Origin of the sequence: uncultured Porphyromonas sp. (assembly GCF_934359325.1) — a bacterium.
GTDB lineage: Bacteria > Bacteroidota > Bacteroidia > Bacteroidales > Porphyromonadaceae > Porphyromonas_A.
On sequence record NZ_CAKRLH010000009.1, the window covers coordinates 1 to 21,738 of the forward strand.

The 21,738-nt window shown below is 56.3% G+C and carries 14 protein-coding genes and 1 pseudogene; 10 read left to right on the top strand and 5 right to left on the bottom strand.

Translation table 11 applies throughout. The features are described from left to right. Together Q0F21_RS00980 and Q0F21_RS00985 are read left to right on the top strand one after the other, a co-directional pair. A partial coding sequence (locus Q0F21_RS00980; protein WP_297236516.1) for a trypsin-like peptidase domain-containing protein occupies positions 1-2,073 on the top strand: 2,073 nt, incomplete at its 5' end. A gap of 15 nt (positions 2,074-2,088) precedes the next feature. Continuing rightward, complete coding sequence (locus tag Q0F21_RS00985) at positions 2,089-3,279, top strand: TlpA disulfide reductase family protein (protein WP_297236518.1); 1,191 nt, start codon at positions 2,089-2,091, stop codon at positions 3,277-3,279. An 83-nt stretch (positions 3,280-3,362) separates the two neighbouring features. Here Q0F21_RS00985 and thiL read toward each other — a convergent pair whose 3' ends face one another. Continuing rightward, on the bottom strand, positions 3,363-4,397 hold the full coding sequence (gene thiL / locus Q0F21_RS00990) for a thiamine-phosphate kinase (protein WP_297236532.1): 1,035 nt from the start codon (positions 4,395-4,397) through the stop codon (positions 3,363-3,365). A gap of 194 nt (positions 4,398-4,591) precedes the next feature. On the opposite strand from thiL, the gene Q0F21_RS00995 reads away from it, so the two are divergent. Then, the gene (locus tag Q0F21_RS00995; RefSeq protein WP_297236534.1) at positions 4,592-5,068 is read left to right on the top strand and encodes an Lrp/AsnC family transcriptional regulator; all 477 of its coding nucleotides are present in this window, start codon (positions 4,592-4,594) and stop codon (positions 5,066-5,068) included. Here the strand turns inward: Q0F21_RS00995 and sprA are convergent. Together sprA and ruvA are read right to left on the bottom strand one after the other, a co-directional pair. After that, a complete protein-coding gene (gene sprA, locus Q0F21_RS01000; protein WP_297236536.1) occupies positions 5,065-11,064 on the bottom strand; it encodes a cell surface protein SprA in 6,000 nt (1,999 codons plus the stop codon). The genes Q0F21_RS00995 and sprA overlap by 4 nt on opposite strands. A gap of 18 nt (positions 11,065-11,082) precedes the next feature. Next, positions 11,083-11,700, bottom strand: coding sequence for a Holliday junction branch migration protein RuvA (ruvA, locus tag Q0F21_RS01005; RefSeq protein WP_297236538.1), 618 nt, complete (start codon positions 11,698-11,700; stop codon positions 11,083-11,085). Between the two features lie 179 nt (positions 11,701-11,879). Between ruvA and Q0F21_RS01010 the strand changes: the two genes are divergently transcribed. From Q0F21_RS01010 to Q0F21_RS01030, 5 genes are all read left to right on the top strand, one after another. Continuing rightward, a complete protein-coding gene (locus Q0F21_RS01010; protein WP_297236540.1) occupies positions 11,880-12,071 on the top strand; it encodes a hypothetical protein in 192 nt (63 codons plus the stop codon). A gap of 204 nt (positions 12,072-12,275) precedes the next feature. Then, positions 12,276-13,664, top strand: coding sequence for a UDP-N-acetylmuramoyl-tripeptide--D-alanyl-D-alanine ligase (gene murF, locus Q0F21_RS01015; protein ID WP_297236542.1), 1,389 nt, complete (start codon positions 12,276-12,278; stop codon positions 13,662-13,664). A gap of 8 nt (positions 13,665-13,672) precedes the next feature. Continuing rightward, complete coding sequence (locus tag Q0F21_RS01020; RefSeq protein ID WP_297236544.1) at positions 13,673-14,470, top strand: ZIP family metal transporter; 798 nt, start codon at positions 13,673-13,675, stop codon at positions 14,468-14,470. A gap of 6 nt (positions 14,471-14,476) precedes the next feature. Beyond that, entirely contained in the window at positions 14,477-15,277 is an 801-nt protein-coding gene (zupT, locus tag Q0F21_RS01025) for a zinc transporter ZupT (RefSeq protein WP_297236546.1), read from the top strand. A 253-nt stretch (positions 15,278-15,530) separates the two neighbouring features. Continuing rightward, positions 15,531-16,064 (top strand): DUF4294 domain-containing protein, encoded by a 534-nt coding sequence (locus Q0F21_RS01030; RefSeq protein WP_297132001.1) that lies wholly within the window; start codon positions 15,531-15,533, stop codon positions 16,062-16,064. Here Q0F21_RS01030 and Q0F21_RS01035 read toward each other — a convergent pair. Both Q0F21_RS01035 and Q0F21_RS01040 read right to left on the bottom strand, forming a co-directional pair. Continuing rightward, positions 16,061-18,091 (bottom strand): DNA topoisomerase 3, encoded by a 2,031-nt coding sequence (locus Q0F21_RS01035; protein ID WP_297236548.1) that lies wholly within the window; start codon positions 18,089-18,091, stop codon positions 16,061-16,063. The genes Q0F21_RS01030 and Q0F21_RS01035 overlap by 4 nt on opposite strands. Positions 18,092-18,167: 76 nt before the next feature. Beyond that, positions 18,168-19,919 (bottom strand): phospho-sugar mutase, encoded by a 1,752-nt coding sequence (locus tag Q0F21_RS01040; RefSeq protein ID WP_297236550.1) that lies wholly within the window; start codon positions 19,917-19,919, stop codon positions 18,168-18,170. 567 nt (positions 19,920-20,486) lie between these two features. Here Q0F21_RS01040 and folP point away from each other — a divergent pair. Continuing rightward, on the top strand, positions 20,487-21,374 hold the full coding sequence (gene folP / locus Q0F21_RS01045) for a dihydropteroate synthase (RefSeq protein WP_297236552.1): 888 nt from the start codon (positions 20,487-20,489) through the stop codon (positions 21,372-21,374). A gap of 17 nt (positions 21,375-21,391) precedes the next feature. Beyond that, positions 21,392-21,738 (top strand): annotated as a pseudogene (locus Q0F21_RS01050) (TIGR00159 family protein); the annotation flags it as partial.

Here is a 21,738-nt window from a genome sequence, read left to right on the forward strand (position 1 = left end):
GGCACATTTGACAGAGACTCTGCTCTGCTTGCGATGGAGGCAGCGGACAAGGAGTCTCTCAGGCTCTACCTCTTTGCACACAAGCAAGAGACGGATATCGACCTGATCCGATCGGGACATCACTCCACACTGAGCGATGGACGACAAGTGTGGCAGTATAGGGTTACATCGCCCGGTGCGCTGAGTCTGAGCTTCTTCTTCGATCGTGTGAGCCTGCCGGAGGGATCTCTGCTCTTCATCTACACAGACGACGGCAGTAAGGTCCTCGGAGGATACGGTGCTCAGAATATCAGTCGCTCCGGAACCATCGCTACGCAGCCGATCGAGACAGACGACGTGGTGATCGAGGTCCAGGCTCCCGCGGGCAGCAGTCCATCGCTACGACTTAAGGAGGTCAATCACGGCATCCGACCACTCAACCTGCGCGCCACCTTTGGCTCCAACTTTGGTCGCGCGAGCAGTGCTCTCACCTGCACTCCTGAGGTAGTCTGTATGCCGGGGCTAGATGAGATGAAGCGAGCCGTAGTCGTCGTGGTGATCAATGGTGAAGGTGTCGGCACCGGCACCATGGTTAGCAATACTCAGGGAGACAACACTCCCTACCTCCTGACAGCGGCACACGTGCTGTCCGTCAACTTCTGGCATATGGATGTGGTGCAGCAGGCGGAGCGTACGGTTGCCATCTTTAATTACGAGTCACCCTCATGCAGCGGAGAGGTGATGCCTGACCTGACTCAGTCGGTGAGCGGCGCCACGGTGGTGGGCTTCGACAAGCCGACTGATGCCTGTCTCATCCGGCTGAATAATATTCCCCCCGAGAGCTATCGTCCCTACTACATGGGCTGGACAGCGGAGAAGCACCCGCAGGGTAATTACATCAACATCCACCACCCCTACGCCATGACGAAGAGGGTCAATTACTACAATGGGGATGTGAAGGTCAACATCACCTGTGAGACTGACCAAAACTACTTCGATGACCATATGCACTATGAAGTGCCGGTGTGGGACGTGGGTACCACTGCCGCCGGATCCTCCGGCTCGCCGCTGATCGACAGAGCTCAGAGGGTGATGGGCGGACTGTCTGCCGGTCGGTCGTTGTGTGGTCTCAAGGCTCCCGACTACTTCTTCTCTCTCGCCAATGTCTGGGAGCAGAAGAGGGAAGCAACCGAGAGCATCGTTCGCGCCCTGTCTCCACGAGGTGCAGCCACCCTTACTTGCGACGGCAGGGATCCCTACGGATCTCCCAGGAGCCGCGCACGTCGCATCACTCATGTCTCCTCTGCACTGACTGGAGACTCACTCTCAGGTCCCGGAGCACAGCTGACACCAGAGGTGATCCTCGGCGGTGCTGATGCCGTCGGAGAGCACTACCTCCTAAAGCCCCACACCAAGCTCTACGGAGCTTATGTCATGCTGGATATGTCTCAAGTAAAGCCCAATGAGCTAGGGAGCGAGGACGTATCTATGACCCTGGAGGTCTATACTGGAGGCGAGAGCCCCGCTGCGACTATCCCGGTGGATCTTAGCAAGATCATCCGGGGGACACTGAGTTCGCGACAGGATAATCTCAAGTATCGAGAGGTCTTCGTCTCCTTTCCTCAGCCGATCGAGCTGTCCGACCGGGGAGAGTTGATCCTGGCTATTCCGACACAGTCACTGCCTAAGGGTGTCTCCATCCTCCATCAGCAGTATAGTGGAGCGGGAGGTCAGATGATGATCAAGTCGGGCAACAAGTGGACTCCCAGGACACTGACCAAGGGGACAATTGCCCTCTGGATGGATCCCCTTATCGGAGACTCTGAGGAGGATCAGGCAGAGCGGTCCTACCCTCTCTTCTCCCTTACAAGCACCTCCCCTGAACAGATCCTCCTGCAGCTCGCCGACAGAGTTAGCGAGACGGCAGAGCTAGGCATCTACACCATCTCAGGTCAAAAGGTCTACACGGCCACCCTACCCTCCAGGGCTACCATACTCGACAGGCGTATGCTGGAGGGACTCGGTGTGGTGGTCATCCACGTCACTGCCGGTAGCGAGCAGCTATCCATTAAGGCACTATTTCCTGCCAACTAACACTACAGTACAAAAATGAGCAACACGTCATTTACCTCTCTTAGCACGGCTTTCACACTTGGCATCCTACTTCTGCTCTCCTCCTGCGGTGGGAGTAAGAGCGACTTTAGGATCCAGGGAACTATCACGGGAGCGGTCGGCAAGACTCTCTACCTGGAGCATCAGGGACTCACGTCGATAGAGCCTCTCGACTCCGCCGTCCTGGACGAGCGGGGCAAGTATAAGATGAGTGCTGATGCGCCGGAGTATCCGGAGTTTTATCGTCTCAGACTCGACAAGCAGGTGATCCCCTTCAGCGTGGACTCCATAGAGACGATCACGATCAATAGTGACGCTCAGAGCTTTGCCACCGGCTATACCGTGGAGGGCTCCATACCGGCAGAGAAGATCAAGCACGTCTGGCTGGCTCAGCTGGATGCCAATGTTGCTATGTCTCATCTGGTACAGAAGTACGATGATGGAAGCATATCCTATGCAGACTTTGCTCAGCACAGGGACAGCATCCTCGGCAGCTACAAGGAAATAGCACAGAAGGTGATCTTCGAGGATCCCAAGTCCCCGGTGGCCTACTTCGCACTCTTCCAGCAGATCGACGGCAATCTTATCTTCAATATCTACGACAAGAAAGACTCCAGGATCTTTGCTGCCGTAGCTAACGTCTACGACACCTTCTACCCCAATAGTGAGCGTAGAGATCACTTGTACAACCTCGCCCTCCGATCGATCGCTGTTGTCCGGCAGCAGGAGCAGGCTGCCCGGCAGATCGCCCAGGCAGACTCTCTGCCGAACAGGGAGGTGCGCCACATCGGCTACTTCGACATCACGCTCCCCGATATCAATGGTCAGGAGATCAGCCTCTCAGACGTGGCTAAGGGGCACGTCACACTCCTCAGTTTCACCTCAATGGACACCGACTGGAGCATAGCTTATCAGAGTCAGATAGAGAGTCTCTACGAGACCTACTCACCCCGCGGGCTAAGGGTTTACCAGGTGAGCTTCGATGCGGACAGCTATGTGTGGAAGAATAGAGTGGTCAAGCAGCCCTGGCACAACGTCAGAGATACGGACGGAGTCTACTCGTCCCTCATCGGTCTGTACAACATCAGCTCAGTCCCTGCACTCTTCCTGATCAATGCCGAGGGAGATATCGTGATGAGAGCAACCTCCTTCGATGAAATAAGAGGACTGCTCAGCAAGCTGCTCTAGTCCCCCCATCCCACAGCAGAACAGAGAGTGTGCCCACCCCCGGTGATCGGGAGACGGGCACACTCTCTTACTATGGTATGTGGTCAGCGGAAGTGATCGTAGGGACGGAAGTCTCTCGTGACATGTCTCTTCTTCCTCTCCCAGTGGATCATCGGCTCCTTCTGCTCGCTTGGACAGGTCCATCCGATAACGGTAAGAGGGGGGATGCCGCGCTCCCTGTCCGGCTGAGGTAACTGATCCACCATATCCTCCGAGATCGTGAAGAGGAGCTCATAGTCATCTCCTCCGGTCACTGCCAGGCTCTCGGCACTCCACTTCTTTCGTCTGGTGCACTCACGAGCCAGCTCATCGGAGATGGGAAGCCGTTCCAGCTGGATCCTGGCATCCACATGTGACTGAGATAGGATATGGGGGAGATCCGACACCAGACCATCCGAGAGATCCATCATAGCATGAACACCGGGGATCCTGGATAGTTCCTGACCGAGTGAAAGCCTGGGAGAGGGCTCGTAGTATCTCTGGAGCAGGAACGTCTGTTCCCCGGTCCCCATTACATCGACCTTACGACTACGCTCCTCTGCGATCAGGCGTCCGGCAGCGGAGTCCCCGAGCGTACCGGAGACCACTATCAGATCGCCTGACTGAGCCATCTGCCTGGTCTTCTCATTCCCCTTGAGTATCTTTCCCAGGATGGTCACACTGACCACCACATCTCTATTGCTGCGTACTGTGTCACCTCCGAGGAGTGCGGTGTGATACTTATTCGTCAGATAGGCGTACCCCTTGCTAAAGCTCTTGACCCAACTCTCATCGAGGTGGGGAGGGAGAGCCAGAGAGAGGAAGCTGGCAATGGGTGTCCCTCCCATCGCAGCTATGTCGCTCAGATTTACAGCCAGAGAGCGCTGACCAAGCTGATAGGGCGTCATCTCACCTGACCTATAGTGGACCCCCTCCATCATCATGTCTGTAGTTACAAGGTAGTAGTAAGCATCGTCGTAGAAGCTAAACATCGCACAGTCATCGCCCATCCCGAGCTCAAGCCCGGGCATACGCTCCTTCGTCAGCTCCCTGAGTGTCTGTATGATTCCCCTCTCCCCCAGATCCTTTAGTGTGCCCATTGGCTCCAGTCGCTATTGATTCTTGAGTGTAATACGGCGGAGGCTCCACCTATTACGGGGCAATTGTACGATTTTATGCATTCCCCAACAAATGCATCCTGGTAATCAATATCCAGGATGTATCTAAAAATGACGAGGATTTGCTTATTTTTGTTTTTGAAACAAGACTTTCTCATCACGCAGACAATAGTTTTATGAGCTACACCTTAGACAATATCGACATCAAGATACTCAGAGAGCTCCAGAAGAACGGTAAAATAACCACCAAAGAGCTAGCCGGTCGCGTTGGGCTCTCGCAGTCGCCGGTCTTTGAGAGACAGCGAAAGATGGAGCAAGAGGGCTACATCAGCAAGTATGTTGCCATCCTTAACCCTGAGAAGACCGGCAATAACATCCAGGTATGGTGCAACATTAAGCTCAAAAAGCACGCACAGGAGATGGGGCAGGACTTCATGGATAAGATCATCGCCTTCGACGAGGTGGTCGAGTGCTATAACACCTCTGGCGACTACGACTTTATGGTGAAGATCCTGACTCACGATATGTCCGAGTACCAGAATTTTGTACTCAATAAACTGGGAACCATCGACAGCATCGGAAGCCTCGACAGCGTCTTTGTGCTCGGGGTGGTCAAGCAGACGTCTGCCATACCACTCCGAGACATCGACTAAGGACGGAGACTCAGCATCAGCATCACGCCGTAGCTAGACTTGCGGTAGGGATACTGGTGTCCGGTCACGAGGGGATTACGTATCTCCTCTCTCCAGAAGCCTCTTAGCGAGAGACTATTGGAGCAGTGGTAGTCCAGCGTGAGCCTCAGGCTGTGGGAGTCCAGCCCGCGCAGCCTACTCCGACTGCCGCTCCGGATACTTGCCTCCTCCAGCGACGTATGGGTGTAGGAATAGCTAAGGTTGCTCTCCAGTGAAGTCCGGGACGATGAGAGTATGGGGATCCCTGAACTGATGAGGGGAGGTAGACTGAGCTGATGTCTGAGGGAGAGATCTCCGCGCCGGTCGCTCTGCGTGAGGAGTCTCAGGCTCTCGACCATAAGAGATCGGGAGTTACTGAAGACATAGGCCGCCGAGAGCGTGAGCCCCTTACCGACTGTGGCGTCTACGCCGATCAGAGGACCAAAGTGGTCCGAAGTGGTGATGGTCTGAAGGTCGTATGGACTCTCGGGAGCGGCATCGCTCCTCAGACGGTAGTCCGGCAGTTCGAGCAGCCCCTGATACTGATGTTTCACTACAAGGCGAGGTGTCACGGATCGGATCGCATCGGAGATGGAGGCGAGATCCAGCGTGATGAGCCAATTAGGAAGAAGGTTAAGCGATGAGGGGAGCCCCTTTTGCTCCCTGGAGCTGACGAGGTAGTGCGATCGGAAGAGCCCGAGGACCCTTTCCCTGTCAGTATCACCAGCCAAGTCTCTCAAGATCTCTGCTGTGGCATCCCTCCTAAGACCAATGGTAGACATTCTGAGCCGTCCCGTCATCTCTTTCCCCTCTCCACTGTCACCGCTACATATATAGGAGCGACTCCTGACCTGACTGAGGAAGAGGTCGATGCTCAAACCAGAGAGAGGACGAAGACGCAGGTCACAGGCGAGGTCGTCCTTGACGAAGTAGGAGGGGAGTCGGCTAAGAGTGGGATCCTCCTTGACCCACTTCGACCTCACTGCATGGTTGATCTCCTCTGCGAAGTCGCTTATCCCCAGCATATACCCGAGCGTAGGAGAGATCGCTCTCCCCTGGTGCCCTACCCCGAAGACCTTCCCTGCCTCCGGTAGGAAGCCCGGGATCGTACTTCCTCCATAGCGACCATACTTCACCTGCACTTCCCCGAGACTCTTCCTGCTGTCAGCCGACTGACCGAGGTTGTACCTCATGAGCAGATCCAGCCTACCATCGTTGCGGATCGTATGTCCGCTGCTCTCCTCGCCCACGATAACACCTCGCCTCCAGGAGTAGTCTCCACTGTAAGTGAGACTAAGGTAAGCAGGACGGAGGAGGCGTGGACGCATCGGTGGAGTATGAAGGGAAAGCGTATACCGGCTCTGATACCTGTCGGTAGCACCGAGGGCGGCAATTGAGCGTAGTATCTGTTCTGAGAATACGCGGAAGGGGAGATCCCTGTCCCGATGATCAATGCTTGACGGAGTATCGTCCACAAGTGCCAGGGTATTGCTGTGGATCGTGACCGAGCCGAAGGTCACGGGGGACCACTTTATCCCGAGCGAGCGATCCCATAGCCAGTTGTGATAGACCTGAGGGGAGTGCTCCATCTCCTCTCCGGGCGTTGGCAGAAGAGATGAGTCGTACATTCGGTCCCAGCCACTATGGAGCCGTATATAGTCCCCGGTGCCGCTCTCGCTGAGGTAGTCAATGGTGGAGTGCATCCGCCGACTGCTCCGATCCAGTGTCTGAGGATCTCTGCGCCGGTGATGCTCTAAGTCGTACGTGAGGGTCAGATCGGACTTAGAGCGCCTGCTCTCCCTCTCAGGTCTCACTCTCCAGTTACTCAGACTGAGACGGTCGGCGTGCTCATAGTAGATCGGCTCACCTCCCCTGTAGGGTCGATCGGTATCGTAGGGGTCATAGTGCGGCGTCCTTCGACTCTCCTGCACAGTATATCTGACCGGCGCCTGTACCCCCCACCGCCCGGGTAGCAGCTTACCTAGCTCGATCATCGACTCCAGGTCGAAGTAGGCATGAGAGAGCGGCTGTTGCAGTCTCACATCACTCCGTATATCTCCATAGCCGGCACTCTGACGACCCACCTTCAGGCTTGCCGATCCGAGATCTGAGAGAGTGGCACTGACATCCGTGAGCCATGCACCGCCCGACATTTCCCCTGCACCTGATACCGACAGTTCATTCACCCACACCTCTGCCGAGATCCGTCCACTACTCTTATTCCTGACACCTATCAGTATCGCCGTCACATTGCCCAGCGAAGGGTAGCCCCTCAGCGACACCCGCCCTCTGGTGAAGACCTGACTACGGTCCACACCGCCATACGACTCCCGCTCCTCTTTCAGCCCTATCAGTTCGTCAAGGTCGATCCGCAGGACATTGGCGGATGGCCATACGATGTCTTGTAGCTCCCCACTGCTCATCCCTCTGTAGTCCCTCTGCGGCGTCACCAGCAGAGACTGGCAGTACTCGTAATAATTGGAAGAAAAGTCCGATCCCAGCCTTATGAAAAGCTCCAGATCCCTATCTCTCACCCCTCCCTCGGCATGAGAATAGAGTACCAGCTGTCGATAATGCCGAAGGTCAAGGTCAGTGGATCGATAGACCGCTGACACCTCGTCCCTTGCCATATCCGGGATCGAGATCGCCAGTGCTCTCTCATCGTACCTCACTTGAGAGAGTGCTCCGGAGCGTCTGTCTCTCGCCACTCCCTTAGGAGAGACGTAGGGAATGGGAGAGCGCCCCGAGTCCTCCTCCAGGCTGTGCGTCTGGAGGGTGATCTCCGCATTGGTCCGCCCGTCGTCTATGGTCGAGGTGTAGGGTCGCCAGGGAGAAGAGACCAGCCTGATGGCAGCACACCTGAGATGAATCGGCTGTTCAAAATGTCTCAGGGTGAGCCGCACCGAACTGATGTCCTGCATAGCGGGATGTATCCCCACGGCAGCATCGTACCTGGAGAGCGGGATGGTGAGCTTGACCCATCTGGAGGACTGCCCGCTCTCCTCCTGGACCACCGACTCGCCGGTGTACCACTTGCCACCGGGCTGAAGTCCCTCACGGGAGAGCCGGAGATGGTAGCGGAAGAAGCTCTCCCTCGTCGTGAGTACGCCGTCCCCATCGAGATCCTCAGTGTCCGGGAGATCGGTCCAGGCAGAGGGGTGCCCCTGGATGAGCCTCGGGAGGGAGTTTCCCTCCGTCCCGTTGATGTACTTGTACCTCTCCAGGATCCCCGCCTCAGCGCGATCCCACTGCTCACCGAGGTAGAAGTGGTAGTCATCCCCCGAGGGATCCTCGAGTGGTGAGCCGGGGAGAGTGACACCTCCCTTACTCCATGCCGCCGGGTCAAGAATGCTCGTGAGGGAACGGAGATAGTCTGGAAAGAGCTCCTGCTCCTCACGGGACGAAACCCCATCCAGCCCGACATCCTGCCTCTCCATACCATCTGAGGAGAAGGCGCGAACCGGTGGAACCGTCTCCGCTCGTCTCCCGTGGGGAGTAGTCACAGTCGGGAGACTGCTCTCAAAGTCCAGTGCACCATCCGGTATGATCTCCTCAGAGAAGCGGCCGAGGTCGATCAGTAGGTCTCCCTCAGGGACATCCTGTCCGGAGTAGTAAGGATCCAGCAGCCACAGCTCCAGGGAGGTGATGTGCTCCTTCTCCAGATCATGTACCTCCAGCGGGGTGGCTATGGCAGCCCAGTTGTCGGTCGCACGGCTAAGCTTGGCACCCTCGACCCAGCCCTCGGTACGGTAGTTGAAAGGGCCCCGCTCATCGGGATAGTAGGACAAGTTGAGCATCCGGACAAATTGCGTCCCCAGCTGATTGAGATCCCGTCGAGGGAAGAGCTCCTCCACCCGGTACTCTCTCACCAGGGGATGGCGCCTCACATCCTGCCGGCGAGCGAGACCGGTCGGCTGTCCCGGGGCACCGTCCCTTACCAGGAGAGGGTCGACGCTAAACCATGCCAAGTGAGCTCTGTGATCCGCATCACTCTCCCCGCAAGTAGAGAGTTGCCATCTCAAGGGCGATGTGAGATCAACGGCACTACCGCCGTCCTCGAAGTCGTCTACTACGATCTGACCGCTCCTTCCGGAAATATTGTAGTCGGATATAAGATGAGCGTACGCCATCCGAATCCTAAGCGAGCTGGGGAGGTCGGGCGAGGTCTGACTGATCCTTGCGAGTCTCCGTGAGAGCGATGTGGAGGAATGGTCGTAGGTGAGGTGAGCCCCCAGCATGGTATTACGGAGATCCTCCTGCCGGATACTCATCTTCTCGTCCCCGCTATCCTCTATATAGCCATAGAGACTGGTGCCGAGGGTAAGATGAGAAATCGGCTTCAGCTCAGCCTCTATGCCGAAGAGAGACCTTCGCTTGATCTCCGTCTGTGACTCCACCGGGATGGAGAGCTCCACCGGCTCCTCCGAGGAGCTCAGTATGGTAAGCTCTCCCTGGTCGTAGTCGACCTGATAGTCAGATCCCTCTACCAGCGTCCGCCCCCCCTGGACTGCGGTAATGCTTCCCTTAGGGACACGATGACCAATCCTGACCATGCCGTCGGATCGGGACGAGACCGCACCGGTAATCCTAAAGAGGTCCAGATCCTGTCGTTCCCGAGCCCTCGTCCGGCTCTCCTTATACAAGCTCTCGTATGGCTCATATCCCGGAGGAAGGGATCTGAAGGGCTCCCTCCTCGGGAGGAAGATGGTACCCATCTCCTCACTCACGGTCACCCCCGGATGGTAGTCAAACCTCCCGTCGCTGACTCCCCCTACCCCTCGGCTGTCCTGCAGGTCCCATCCCATCCATCTCATCCAGGACTCACCCGACGGGGTCATCTCTGTCGGCACACCGGTAGAGGGCTCCACATAGCTCAGCTTCACCTCCAGATCCTCCGGTCCCGTCAGTCCCCCTGAGCCGCCTATGGAGTAGCCATTCTTCATCATCAGCGGCCAGAGCTCCGAGGCGGGAGACTTGTCGCGATCGACCAGGAGGGCAGCCGTGATCGTGCCGGCAGCATCAGCATCAAAGCTCCCGACCCGTATGATCCTCCCCTGATACTGATACTCATAGGCGACGGCAAGTCTTTTCGCATCAGCGATGGGGAACTTTAGGGAAATAAAGCCGAGGAGACGATTGACCTCGTAGTCATCCTCATCCAGCCGGACTGCGTAAGGGATCTCCACCCCCTCTCCCGCACCCTTCCCCTCAGGAGGTGCTTCGCCCTCCTTACTCAGAGTGCTGTAGGCGGTCACCCGGGACACCAGCCCTCCATTGTCGGAGGTATTGTCCGACTCCATCCAGACAGCGACCCGGAGGATCTTGATCTCGCTTGAGACGAGAGGAAGCTTCCGGAGCGCAGCATCGTACTTTTGGGCAAAATACTCGGAGAGGAAGAAGTGCTTATTAGCCTCATAGTCCGAGCTCTTCAGCTCGAAGGGGTAGACCTGTCTCCCCCTCCGGACACTCATCCGCCTGACGTTATCTCTCTGAATGGAGGTCAGGAAGCGAAGCTGCAGCGGACCGAGCCAGAGGTCTCCCGTGACGCCGAAGAGATTAGACGGCATCGAGACCAGAGGATTATGACTCCTGTAGCTGATGTTGCCCGCCTGCAGTGACTGAAGGAGCTCATACTCCCCGCCCTTGTACCCCAGTCTGAGCCTATTCTTGGACGAGCTCAGCCCCCGATCGGTATTGTAGTCCAGATCGAGAGAGAGCCGATCGCCATAGCGCACGCTGGTATGGAGGTTACCCTGATGCTCCAGGAGAGGGACAGTCCTCTTGCGATAAGCCTGAGGGAGGAGAGGATTATCCTCCCATATCGTGGTCTGCCCCACGGAGAGGGTGATCGTGCCTCCGGAGGTTACGCTGAGCCGAGAGGAGGTAGTCCTCGCGCTATCGCCCGACAGCTGGGCGACAGCAGGCAGAGGGGCAAGCAGTCCGAGCAGAGAGAGCAGGAGAATGAGACGACCCTTCATCAGCGCCCGGCAAGTTACTTAGATCATCTTCAGCCCATTTCGGATGATATCATTGACGCTCATATCCGGATCCTCGCGGACCAGCCTGTCGATCACCTTATGGGCCATAGCTTTCGTATATCCGAGTGTGACGAAGGCCTGCTCAGCCTCCTCCAGCACCTCCTTGCGGGCAGTCGGCGTGACGGTCTCACTCTCGGAGAGATCCCTCGCCGCCATATAGTCAGCCATCTCTGTCACTACCTTATCCTTCAGGTCGAGGATCATCCGCTTAGCCGTCTTGGATCCGATCCCCTTGACGCTCTGCAGCGATCGGTCGTCCCCGGAGGCAATGATGGAGACCAGGTCTCTGGCGGAGAAGGTACTCAGGATCAGTCGCCCCGTCGCAGGACCGATGCCGGAGACACCGATCATCAGGCGAAATATCTGGCGCTCGCTTAGGTCCATAAAGCCATAGAGCTCGTAGGCATCCTCACGGATCACCTCATGGACATAGAGACGCACCTCGCCGGACTCCATTCGGTCGAGGGCGTTGTACGTATTGAGGGAGATACTGAGCAGATACCCAATGCCTCCCGCCTCCAGTACGACAGATGTCGGAGTCTTGGAGGATAGCTTCCCACTGATATACTCAATCATGGTAGAAAGGTACCAAAAAATATCACTTCTCCTACTCGTATGGAGATCAAATGCGTCACCCCTGGAGTCCCACTCCATTGGGACTGTAGTCCCACCCCATTGGGACTGGAGTTCCACCCCATCGGGACTGGAGTTCCACCCCATCGGGACTGTGGTCTCTCCCACAAGAGACTGCCCGCATGCCCAGGGCTGACTCACTTGAGATTTACAGCGCCCGCCGGATCCCGCAGGGGCTTACCAGTCGCTCCCCCTCCTCTGATACCCCGCCCCTGTACGATGCCACACTCATCCCCTATGCCGGAGTAATGCGGATCCCGTCAGGGATCCCCGGTGCGGGGGAGTATCGTATCGAGCTGGATAGAGTTTGGTGAATTCTAAACCTGGGTTTAGTGATCACTAAACCCGGTAATAGTGATGACTAATACCGGGTTTAGTCAGAAGTGTGATTTATGGCAGCATATGAGGGTACCGAGACCGCAGACTCTCGTCCGGGAGGTAAGCCCTCCTATCTCTCTGACTTGCGGGGGGACCTCTTTTAGACTATTTTTGTACCTGTATAAGAGACCATACCATATATGAATAGTCAGAATATAAATATAGAGGAGCTGTACCAAGTCTTCCTACGCCACCCCTCCATCTGCACCGACTCGCGGAAGGTAGAGAAGGGGGACTTCTTCGTTGCACTGCCCGGCGAGCGGGTGGACGGGAATACCTTTGCACCGGCGGCTCTGGAGCGGGGTGCTGCCGCTGCTCTGGTCTCAGATCCGACTCTCGCGGAGCGTTACCCTCACTGCATATACACCGAGGATACCCTCCTCGCACTACAGCAGCTCGCCCGGAGACACAGGGAGAGCTCCAGGATCCCCCTCATCGCCATCACCGGCAGCAATGGCAAGACCACGACGAAGGAGCTCTGTGCCATCGTCCTGGCTCAGAAGTATAAGGTCCTCTACACGGAGGGAAACTATAATAACCACCTCGGCATGCCACTCACCCTCCTGCGCCTCCAGCCCGAGCACGAGATAGCGGTGGTGGAGATAGGGATCAATCACCCGGGGGAGATGACTCCTCTCGCCGACATCGCCCGCCCCACCCACGCTCTGATCACAGGGATCGGGAAGGCGCACCTCGAGGGCTTCGGCTCTCTGGAGGGGACGCTGAGGGAGAAGAGCATCCTCGCCGAGAGAGCCTACGAGAGCAAGGGAGTCGTTTTCCTCAATCTTGATGACCCTCTCCTGCGGGAGCGCTGGTACGACAGAGCTCAGGTGACCTATGGTCTGGCGGACGGATCCTATGAGAGGGAGCCGGACTTTAGGGCGACGATCTTGAGGGAGCAGCCTTACCTCTCCCTCCGCATCAGCTGCAGTCTGGGGGTGCAGGAGGTCAAGACCCACTTAGTGGGACGGTACAATTACCACAACGTCCTCGCAGCCTTTGCCGTAGGGGTAACCTTTGGGCTCACCATGCCGTCGATTGCCAATGCGATCGAGTCCTACACACCGACCAACGACCGCTCTCAGGTGGTCAGGCTGCCGCGCCATATCTCGCTAATCATGGATGCCTACAATGCTAACCCCTCCTCGATGCGGGCGGCCATTGAGAATCTCTTTACCGCACCGGAGCCGGCAAAGTTTGCCATCCTTGGGGATATGCTGGAGCTAGGAGAGGCGTCCGATGAGGAGCATCGGGAGATCATGAGACTGATGGAGGGGGAGCCGGAGATCACGACGCTCTATGTGGGTGAGACCTTCTGCCGACTAGCCTCTCCGGAGACGATGGCCTTCCGAGACATAGAGGGACTTCGGTCGTTCCTGGAGGTGATCGAGGTGCCGGATGAGAGCGTCTGGCTGCTGAAGGGATCCCACAGGATCGGACTCGATAAGCTGAGAGACACGCTAGCGATGAAGGCTGAGGAGGGCGAGACGGACTCCTACACTCTTCCCACGTCGAAGTATAGATACTGAGCCTACCGATGAGCCTTGACCTTTACGCTCTGCTGCTGACTCTGGGAGCCGGTATGGCGACACCTATCGGGGGCGCCTTGGCACTCATCGGCAGAAGAGGTGCGCATGAGGAGCGGCTTCTTGCCCTGGGGATGGGGCTGGCAGGTGGCGTCCTCCTTTACCTCGCACTGCAGGGACTTCTGCCGGAGTCGTGCGAGGAGCTTGTCTCGCTCTACGGGGAGCGGGGACATATCCTTGCACTCGGGGGCTTCGCCGGTGGTATGGTGGTGATGGCGCTGCTCGACAGGCTCCTGCCCGGGAGCTCGCACCACGACAACGGAATGAGGGTTACGGGGGATGTCGAAGAGAAGCACTCCCTGCTGATATCTGCTCTGGCGGCAGCAGTTGCAATCTCGATCCACAATATCCCTGAGGGAATGATGCTCTACCTGACGGCGACAGAGTCACCGGTCGAGGGGATTCCGGTGATGCTGGCGGTCAGCATGCACAATATCCCCATCGGTCTCTCGATAGCGATACCTATATACTATGCCGGGTATGGGCGTATGAGGGCGCTGCTGGTCTGCCTTCTCTCTGGGGTTATGGAGCTGATCGGGGCTGTCCTGGGAGCTTTCCTCACCGCACCGATGGAGTCGCCTCTCTTCCTCGGACTGATGCTCGCCCTTATTGCCGGTATTATGGTTTACGTCTCCTTTGATGAGCTGATCCCCGCTTCATACAGCTACGGCAGGCGCCACGCATCCATCTTTGGGATCCTCTTGGGTCTGCTCTTCATGGGACTGACTATGGCTCTGATGCACCACTGATCTCTTATGGAAGGCAATTTTACCATCGCCCTGATGATGACCCTGCTCGCAGGGCTCTCCACCGGCATCGGCGCCGTGATCGCTGTCCTCTCTAAGCGAACCAATAAGTCGCTCCTCTGCATCGGTCTCGGACTCTCCGCCGGGGTGATGATCTATATCTCCTTCGTGGAGCTGCTGTCTCAGGCGAGGGTCTCTCTCGTGGAGACGTGGGGACCGGTGGGGGAGCTGTATGCGGTGCTGGCATTCTTCGGAGGTATCCTGGCGACACTGTTGATCGACCTGGCGATCCCCGAGACGGAGAATCCCCACGAGATCCACGGCGTGGAGGAGATGCGTGCTGGCGAGGATCACTCTATGGAGGGGCTGAGGAGGATCGGGCTGATGAGCTGTCTCATCATCACGCTGCACAACTTCCCAGAGGGAATGGTCACCTTCCTCTCCGCTCTTTCGTCCCCCACCACCGCCCTGCCGATCATGCTGGCAATCATGATCCACAATATACCAGAGGGCATCTCCGTCTCCGTCCTGATCTATTACGCCACGGGGAGCCGCTCACGGGCACTTCTCCTCGGTGTCCTCTCGGGACTGGCTGAGCCGATCGGCGCACTGGTGGGCTACCTCTTCCTGCAGCCCTACCTGACACCCGCCCTACTCCACACCACCAATGCAGTCATCGCCGGCGTGATGATCTACATCTCTCTCGATGAGCTGCTCCCCGCAGCAGAGCGGTATGGGAAGCACCATCAGGCGATCCTGGGCGTGATCTCAGGTATGGCGGTGATGGCGGGGACACTTCTTATATTGTAAAAAAGACTATACTTCCTCCTTTTTCCTAAATCTCCCTTATAATCAGCGATTGGGAGAACTATGAGGGGGCATTTTGCGTATATTTGTGCCGTGATTAAGGGGCGTACCACACGTCCTCAACTCAAGAACTATGAACTATCTACTAGTGCATCCTCTCAAGCTACGTATCCTCCTATCGCTCCTCATCCTAATGCAACTATCAGCAGTAGCAGAGGCACAGGAGTCTCTCCGCGAGGAGATGAAGGAGATCTCTATGGAGGGAAAGAAGGTGAAGGGCTTCCTGGTGCCGGTGCGAACGGAGTACGGCGAGAGCCTCCCAACCGTGAATCTCGGTCCGGTCTCTATCTATCGGGAGATGAAGTATGCTACCCCCGAGGAGCGCAGAGCCTATAACCGCCTGGTGAGAGACGTGAAGATCACCCTCCCCTACGCCAAGATGGTGAATGAAACAATGATGGAGACCTACGAGTATCTCCTGACACTGCCCAATGATAAGGCTCGTGAGGCTCACCTCAAGCGGATGCAGAAGGAGCTCTACGAGCAATACAAGCCGGAGATGAAGAAGCTCACTCTACGACAGGGCAAGCTCCTCCTGAAGCTGATTACGAGGGAGACCAATAGCACCTCCTACGAGCTGATCGACTCCTTCCTGGGAGGCTTTGCGGCAGGATTCTGGAATATGTTTGCCAAGTTCTTCGGCGCTTCTCTCAAGGCTGACTACGATCCTTACGGCAAGGACGCTATGATCGAGCGTGTCTGTACGGAAGTGGAGTACGGATTGATCTAAGGTTCCTCCTGCGGTAGTGGAGATCGGTAGTCACATCCCTCCGCATACCTGGAGCATCCGAGGGCTGTCCGTCCACGAAGGAGATGCCCCTCATGACACTTCGGACAGAGGTCTCCTTCATGGGGGACAATATCATCAGATCTATCTGACTTAGAGGAGGAGCGGCGCTGTCGTTTCTTCTTTTTTGCTTTTCCCCCCGAGGAAGAGGACTTCTCCTCCTCGATCAGGGCACTCATAGTGCGAGGATCACGGATCACCTCAGCAACCATACGAGTGACCTTCTGCGTCAGGTCGGAAATGAACTGGCGAGCATCGTACTCTCCACTCTCGATCTGGCGCAGCTTCCGCTCCCACTGACCGGTAAGCTCCACACTCTTGAGCATATCGTCCCGGATGATATGGATCAGCTCCCTACCAAGTGGGGTCGGGAGCAGAGTCTTCCGCTGCTTGCGGATATAGCCACGACTGAGAAGTGTCTCGATGATGGCGGCACGTGTTGAGGGGCGACCGATACCGTTTTGCTTCAGCGCCTCCTTCATCTCCTCGCTCTCCACGAGCTTACCGGCAGTCTCCATTGCCCTGAGCAGTGTCGCCTCTGTGTAGGCTCTCGGCGGGCGGGTCTGCTTCTCCTGCAGCTGTGGCTTGTGCGGGCCCTGCTCTCCCTCGACAAAGGAGGGCATCACAGCCGTGGACGGCTCATCGTCCGCAGACTCCTTGTCCTCGTCGGGCTTCGTCACCGCCTGCCACCCGGGATCGGTGATCACTCGCCCATTGGCTCGGAAGCGAACCCCCTCGACTGCTCCCTGGACCGTTGTCTGCTCGTACTGCATATCGGGATAGAAGGCGGCGATGAAACGTCTCGCTATGAGGTCGTAGATCTGTCCTTCCTCATTGGTGGTTAGCACCCCTACCTCGCCGGTCGGTATGATCGCGTGGTGGTCGGTCACCTTACTATTATCCACGACGCTCTTAAGCTTCCGGAGTTTCTTATGCCCCAGTGGGGAGATTAGGTCGCTCAGCATCCTGTGATGCCGGTAGAGATTATTGAGTATCTCGGGACACTTGGCGTAGACATCCTCAGTGATATAGGTCGTATCTACGCGCGGATAGGTGACCAGCTTGCGTTCATAGAGCGCCTGGATGGTGCGGAGAGTCTCATCGGCTGAGAGTCCCAGCTTCTTATTCGCCTCTATCTGGAGGGAGGTAAGGTCAAAGAGATGCGGCGGGGTCTCCTTCCCTTTCTTCTTCGTCACCTTAGTGACAGAAAAAGGCTTCCCGGTGATCTTATCCAATATCTTCTGCGCCTTATCAACCGTACTGTAACGCCCAGTGGTAGTGGCAAAGGCGGTCTCCCTATAGATCGTCTTGATCTCCCAGTAGGGCTCCGGAACGAAGTGCTCTATTTCCTCCGCCCTCTCGACGATAAGGGCAAGTGTCGGCGTCTGTACACGTCCGACAGATAGCAGACGGCGAGAGTCCCCCGACCGATACTTGAGCGTATAGAGTCGCGTCGCATTGATCCCCAGGAGCCAGTCTCCGATCGCACGCGTCATTCCGGCATAGTAGAGTCGCTCATACTCGGCTGACTCATGGAGGTGATCGAAGCCCTCTCGGATCGCCTCCTCGGTCATTGACGAGAGCCAGAGACGCCGGATCGGAGCCTTACAGTCAGCCAGCTGGAGTACCCAGCGCTGGATCAGCTCTCCCTCCTGACCCGCATCGCCACAGTTGATCACCTCGTCAGCCTCAGATACCAGTCTGCAGATAACATCAAACTGGTGCTTGATGCCGTTATCTTTCTTGAGCTTGATCCCAAATCGCTCCGGCACGATCGGCAGGTGGACGAGACTCCACCGCCGCCACCGTGTAGCATACTCAGCCGGCTCCTTCAGCTCACAGAGGTGACCAAAGGTCCAGGTGACCCGGTATCCATTGCCCTCCATATAGCCGTCGTGTGCCTCATTGGCACCCAGGACGGCGGCTATGGAGCGCGCTACAGAGGGTTTCTCAGCGATACAGACCTTCATCCGACAAGCATAGGAAGGGATGGGAAAGACAGGTTCACACCGCTCTCCCATCCCTTTGTTTCTTAGATTAAATCACTCAGATATCGAGCTGCTTGCGGATCGCCTCTACACGCTCGTCACAGGTACGGCGTACCTCTGCCAGCTGATCAGGGTTCTTAGGCGTGGCATGCACCTCGATGTAAAACTTGATCTTCGGCTCAGTACCCGAGGGGCGGACAGAGAGCTTGGTACCGCTAGCGGTGAAGAACTGAAGGACGTTGGACGTGGTGGGGAAGTCAAGTGTGTAGGTCTCGCCACTCACCTGATCTCTGCCCTCAAGAGTAGAGTAGTCCAGCACCTCAGTCACCTGCTCGCCTGCAAGCTCCTGGAGAGGATGATGACGGAAGTTCTTCATCATATCCTCAATCTCCTGAGCACCGGTCACACCTGGGCGAACCACGCTGATGGTCTTCTCGACGGAATAGCCATACTCGAGGTAGATCTTATCGAGGAGTTGATAGAGTGTCATGCCCTGCTCCAGTGCCCAGGCAAAGATCTCTCCCATAATGATACAGGCAGAGACAGAGTCCTTATCGCGGACAAAGTCCTCCCAGAGATAGCCGATACTCTCCTCACCACCACCGAGGTAGCGACGGGTACCCTCGTTTTGCCTCATCACGCTGGCAATCCACTTGAATCCGGTGTAGCAGTCGTAGAGCTCTACGTGACCGGCATCAGCCACATTGCGGATCAGGTCCGTGGTGACGATAGTCTTGACGAGATAGTCGCTCTCGGACAGATCACCGATCTCCTGATGACGCTTGATCGCATAGTAGGCATAGAGGAGGCAGGTCTGGTTGCCGGTGAGGAGGACATACTTGCCCTCATTATCCTTACACCCCACAGCGAGACGATCCGCATCGGGATCCGAGGCAAGGACGAGATCGGCATCCACCTGATGAGCCAGATCCAGCGCCATCTTCATCGCCTCAGGGTTTTCCGGATTTGGTGAGTCCACAGTAGGGAAGTCCCCATCGACCACCATCTGCTCCTTGACCGGATGAATGTTATCAAATCCAGCAGCCTCCATGGCACGGACATTAATCTGGCTACCGGTGCCGTGAAGTGGAGTGTAGACAATGCAGAGGTCGTGGTGCGCCTTGATTGCCTCGGGAGTCAGCCGGGTAGTCAGCAGAGCATCAATATATTGCTTATCGAAGCTCTCATCGATGATCGTAATCAAGTCCTCTCGTCCCTCAAACTTGATGTCACGCACGGAACGGATCTTATTGACCTCTCCGATGATATTCTTGTCATGAGGGGCAATGATCTGAGCACCATCCTCCCAGTAGACCTTAAATCCATTGTACTCACGCGGATTATGTGAGGCGGTTACCATCCCTCCGCTCTGACAGCCGAAGTGACGGATTGCATAGGAGATCATCGGCGTGGGGCGGAGACTCTTGAAGAGGAAGACCCGGATGCCATTGGCAGTGAAGACATCAGCCACGATACGAGCAAAGGTCGTACTATTGTGGCGTCCATCGTAGCCTACGACCACCTTAAGGTCTGCGTCCTCGCCAAACTCCTTGATCATATAATTGGAGAGACCCTGAGTGGCAGCACCGATATTGTATTTATTCATACGATTGGTTCCGGCACCCATGATGCCCCGCATGCCACCGGTGCCAAACTCCAAATCCCGGTAGAAGGCATCGACCAACTCCGCCGGATCCTCTGCGTCCAGGAGCCGCTGCACCTGACGGCGTGTCTCCTCATCATAGTCCTCAGAGAGCCACTTCTGAGCCCTTTCACGTGCCGAGGCGATTAAGCTTTCCGATACTGCCATAGCAATGATATGATTATAGTTTGTGATTATTTATATTCTTTCGTACTACTGACACCGTGAGTGTCACTCTGAGTGGGATCGATGGGAGGAGCGCCTTCTTTGTGGGACCGCCACGACCCTTCCACACACAAATGTACCTTTTTTTCTCTACCCTCATAATCCGGGACAGACCTGTCGCTCCAAAGCCGTATGGTGATGCCATCAAACTAATACCGGTATTAGTCCAAACTATAGTCGGTATTAGTCGACACTAATACCGGTAATAGTGAATACTAATACCGGTATTAGAATTAGCGGATCACTTTAATCTAGAAACCAGACTATTGAGTTGCTCGAAATTCATCTTATGAAGACGGTCGGATTTAGACGGTTGGATCCAATGCATTTGACCTGCCATTCTGCAACAAAGTCACATTCATTTCCTATAGACTGGTAGTGTATAGTGAAGTTATGATAGGAATAGGATACAAGCAATTTTGGGGAGCCGAGCGGAAAAAGTTAGATTTGCTTTGTGAGCGACGCAAGAGGTCGCCGCCTAGTCATCGTTTTATAAGAAACTCACCTACCATGAAGTCTGATCAGCACTGCACACTGCGTGTCAGGGGTCAAGTCCTGGATCTCACCGAGGAGCCCGTCGTCATGGGCATCCTCAATCATACACCGGACTCCTTCTATGCCGGGAGCCGGATCCAGGGGGAGGAAGCTGTCGAGGAGCGTATCGACAGGATCATCGCTGAGGGAGCTAAGATCATCGATGTGGGGGGCTACTCCTCCCGACCCGATGCGGACGACGTCTCTCCAGAGGAGGAGTGGCGTCGGCTGCGCGAGGTGCTTACCGCCATACGCTGCCACTACCCAGACGTGATCGTCAGTGTGGACACCTTCCGCGGGGAGGTGGCTCGCAAGTGTATCGAGGAGGGTGACGCAGATATCATCAACGACATATCCGGAGGACTAATCGATCCGGAGATGCTACCGACGGCCGCACAGCTCGACGTCCCCTATATCCTGATGCATATGAGGGGGACACCCAAGACTATGCAGAAGCAGCTCCACTACGATGGTCGTGTCACGGACGGAGCTGTAGCGGAGCTACTCAGTCAGATGCAGAAGGCACGAGAGCTGGGTATGCGGGAAGAGAATATCATCGTAGATCCGGGATTTGGATTCTCGAAAAACACGGAGCAAAACTGGGAAATGATGGTGGACATCGACAAATGGGGCGACCTCGGGTACCCGCTTCTCGTAGGCATCAGCCGCAAGAGTATGATCTATAAGCTCTTTGGGTACACTCCCTTCGAGGCGCTGAATGGGACCACCTTCCTCAACACCTACTCTCTCCTCCATGGTGCACACATACTGCGGGTGCATGATGTGCGTGAGTGCGTGGAGTGCGTCCGTATGTATCAGGAGCTCCGCCGACTCTCTGACGAGGACGCCAAGCCTGTCGACTAAGTAGTATCCTAGCATGTATGGAGTGGCTATCCTTTAATTTCGTCGACGTACTCGACATACTTCTCTTTAGCGTCCTGCTCTACTATCTCTTCAGGGCGCTGCGCAAGGGGGGCAATAGCACGCTCCTCGTCGGCATCATTACCTTCGTGATGATGTGGGTGCTTTTCTCCCGGATCCTCAGCATGCGCCTTATGGGGCGGATCATGGATTATATGATGGGGATGGGGCTGCTGGTGCTGGTGATCCTCTTCCAGGACGATATCCGGCGCTTCCTCACCCTGCTGGGCTCGACGAATAAGTGGCTCTCTCCAGAGAAGATCTTCCGTCAGCGCAAGCGCGATCAGGCCAAGCAGCAGGAGGCCTC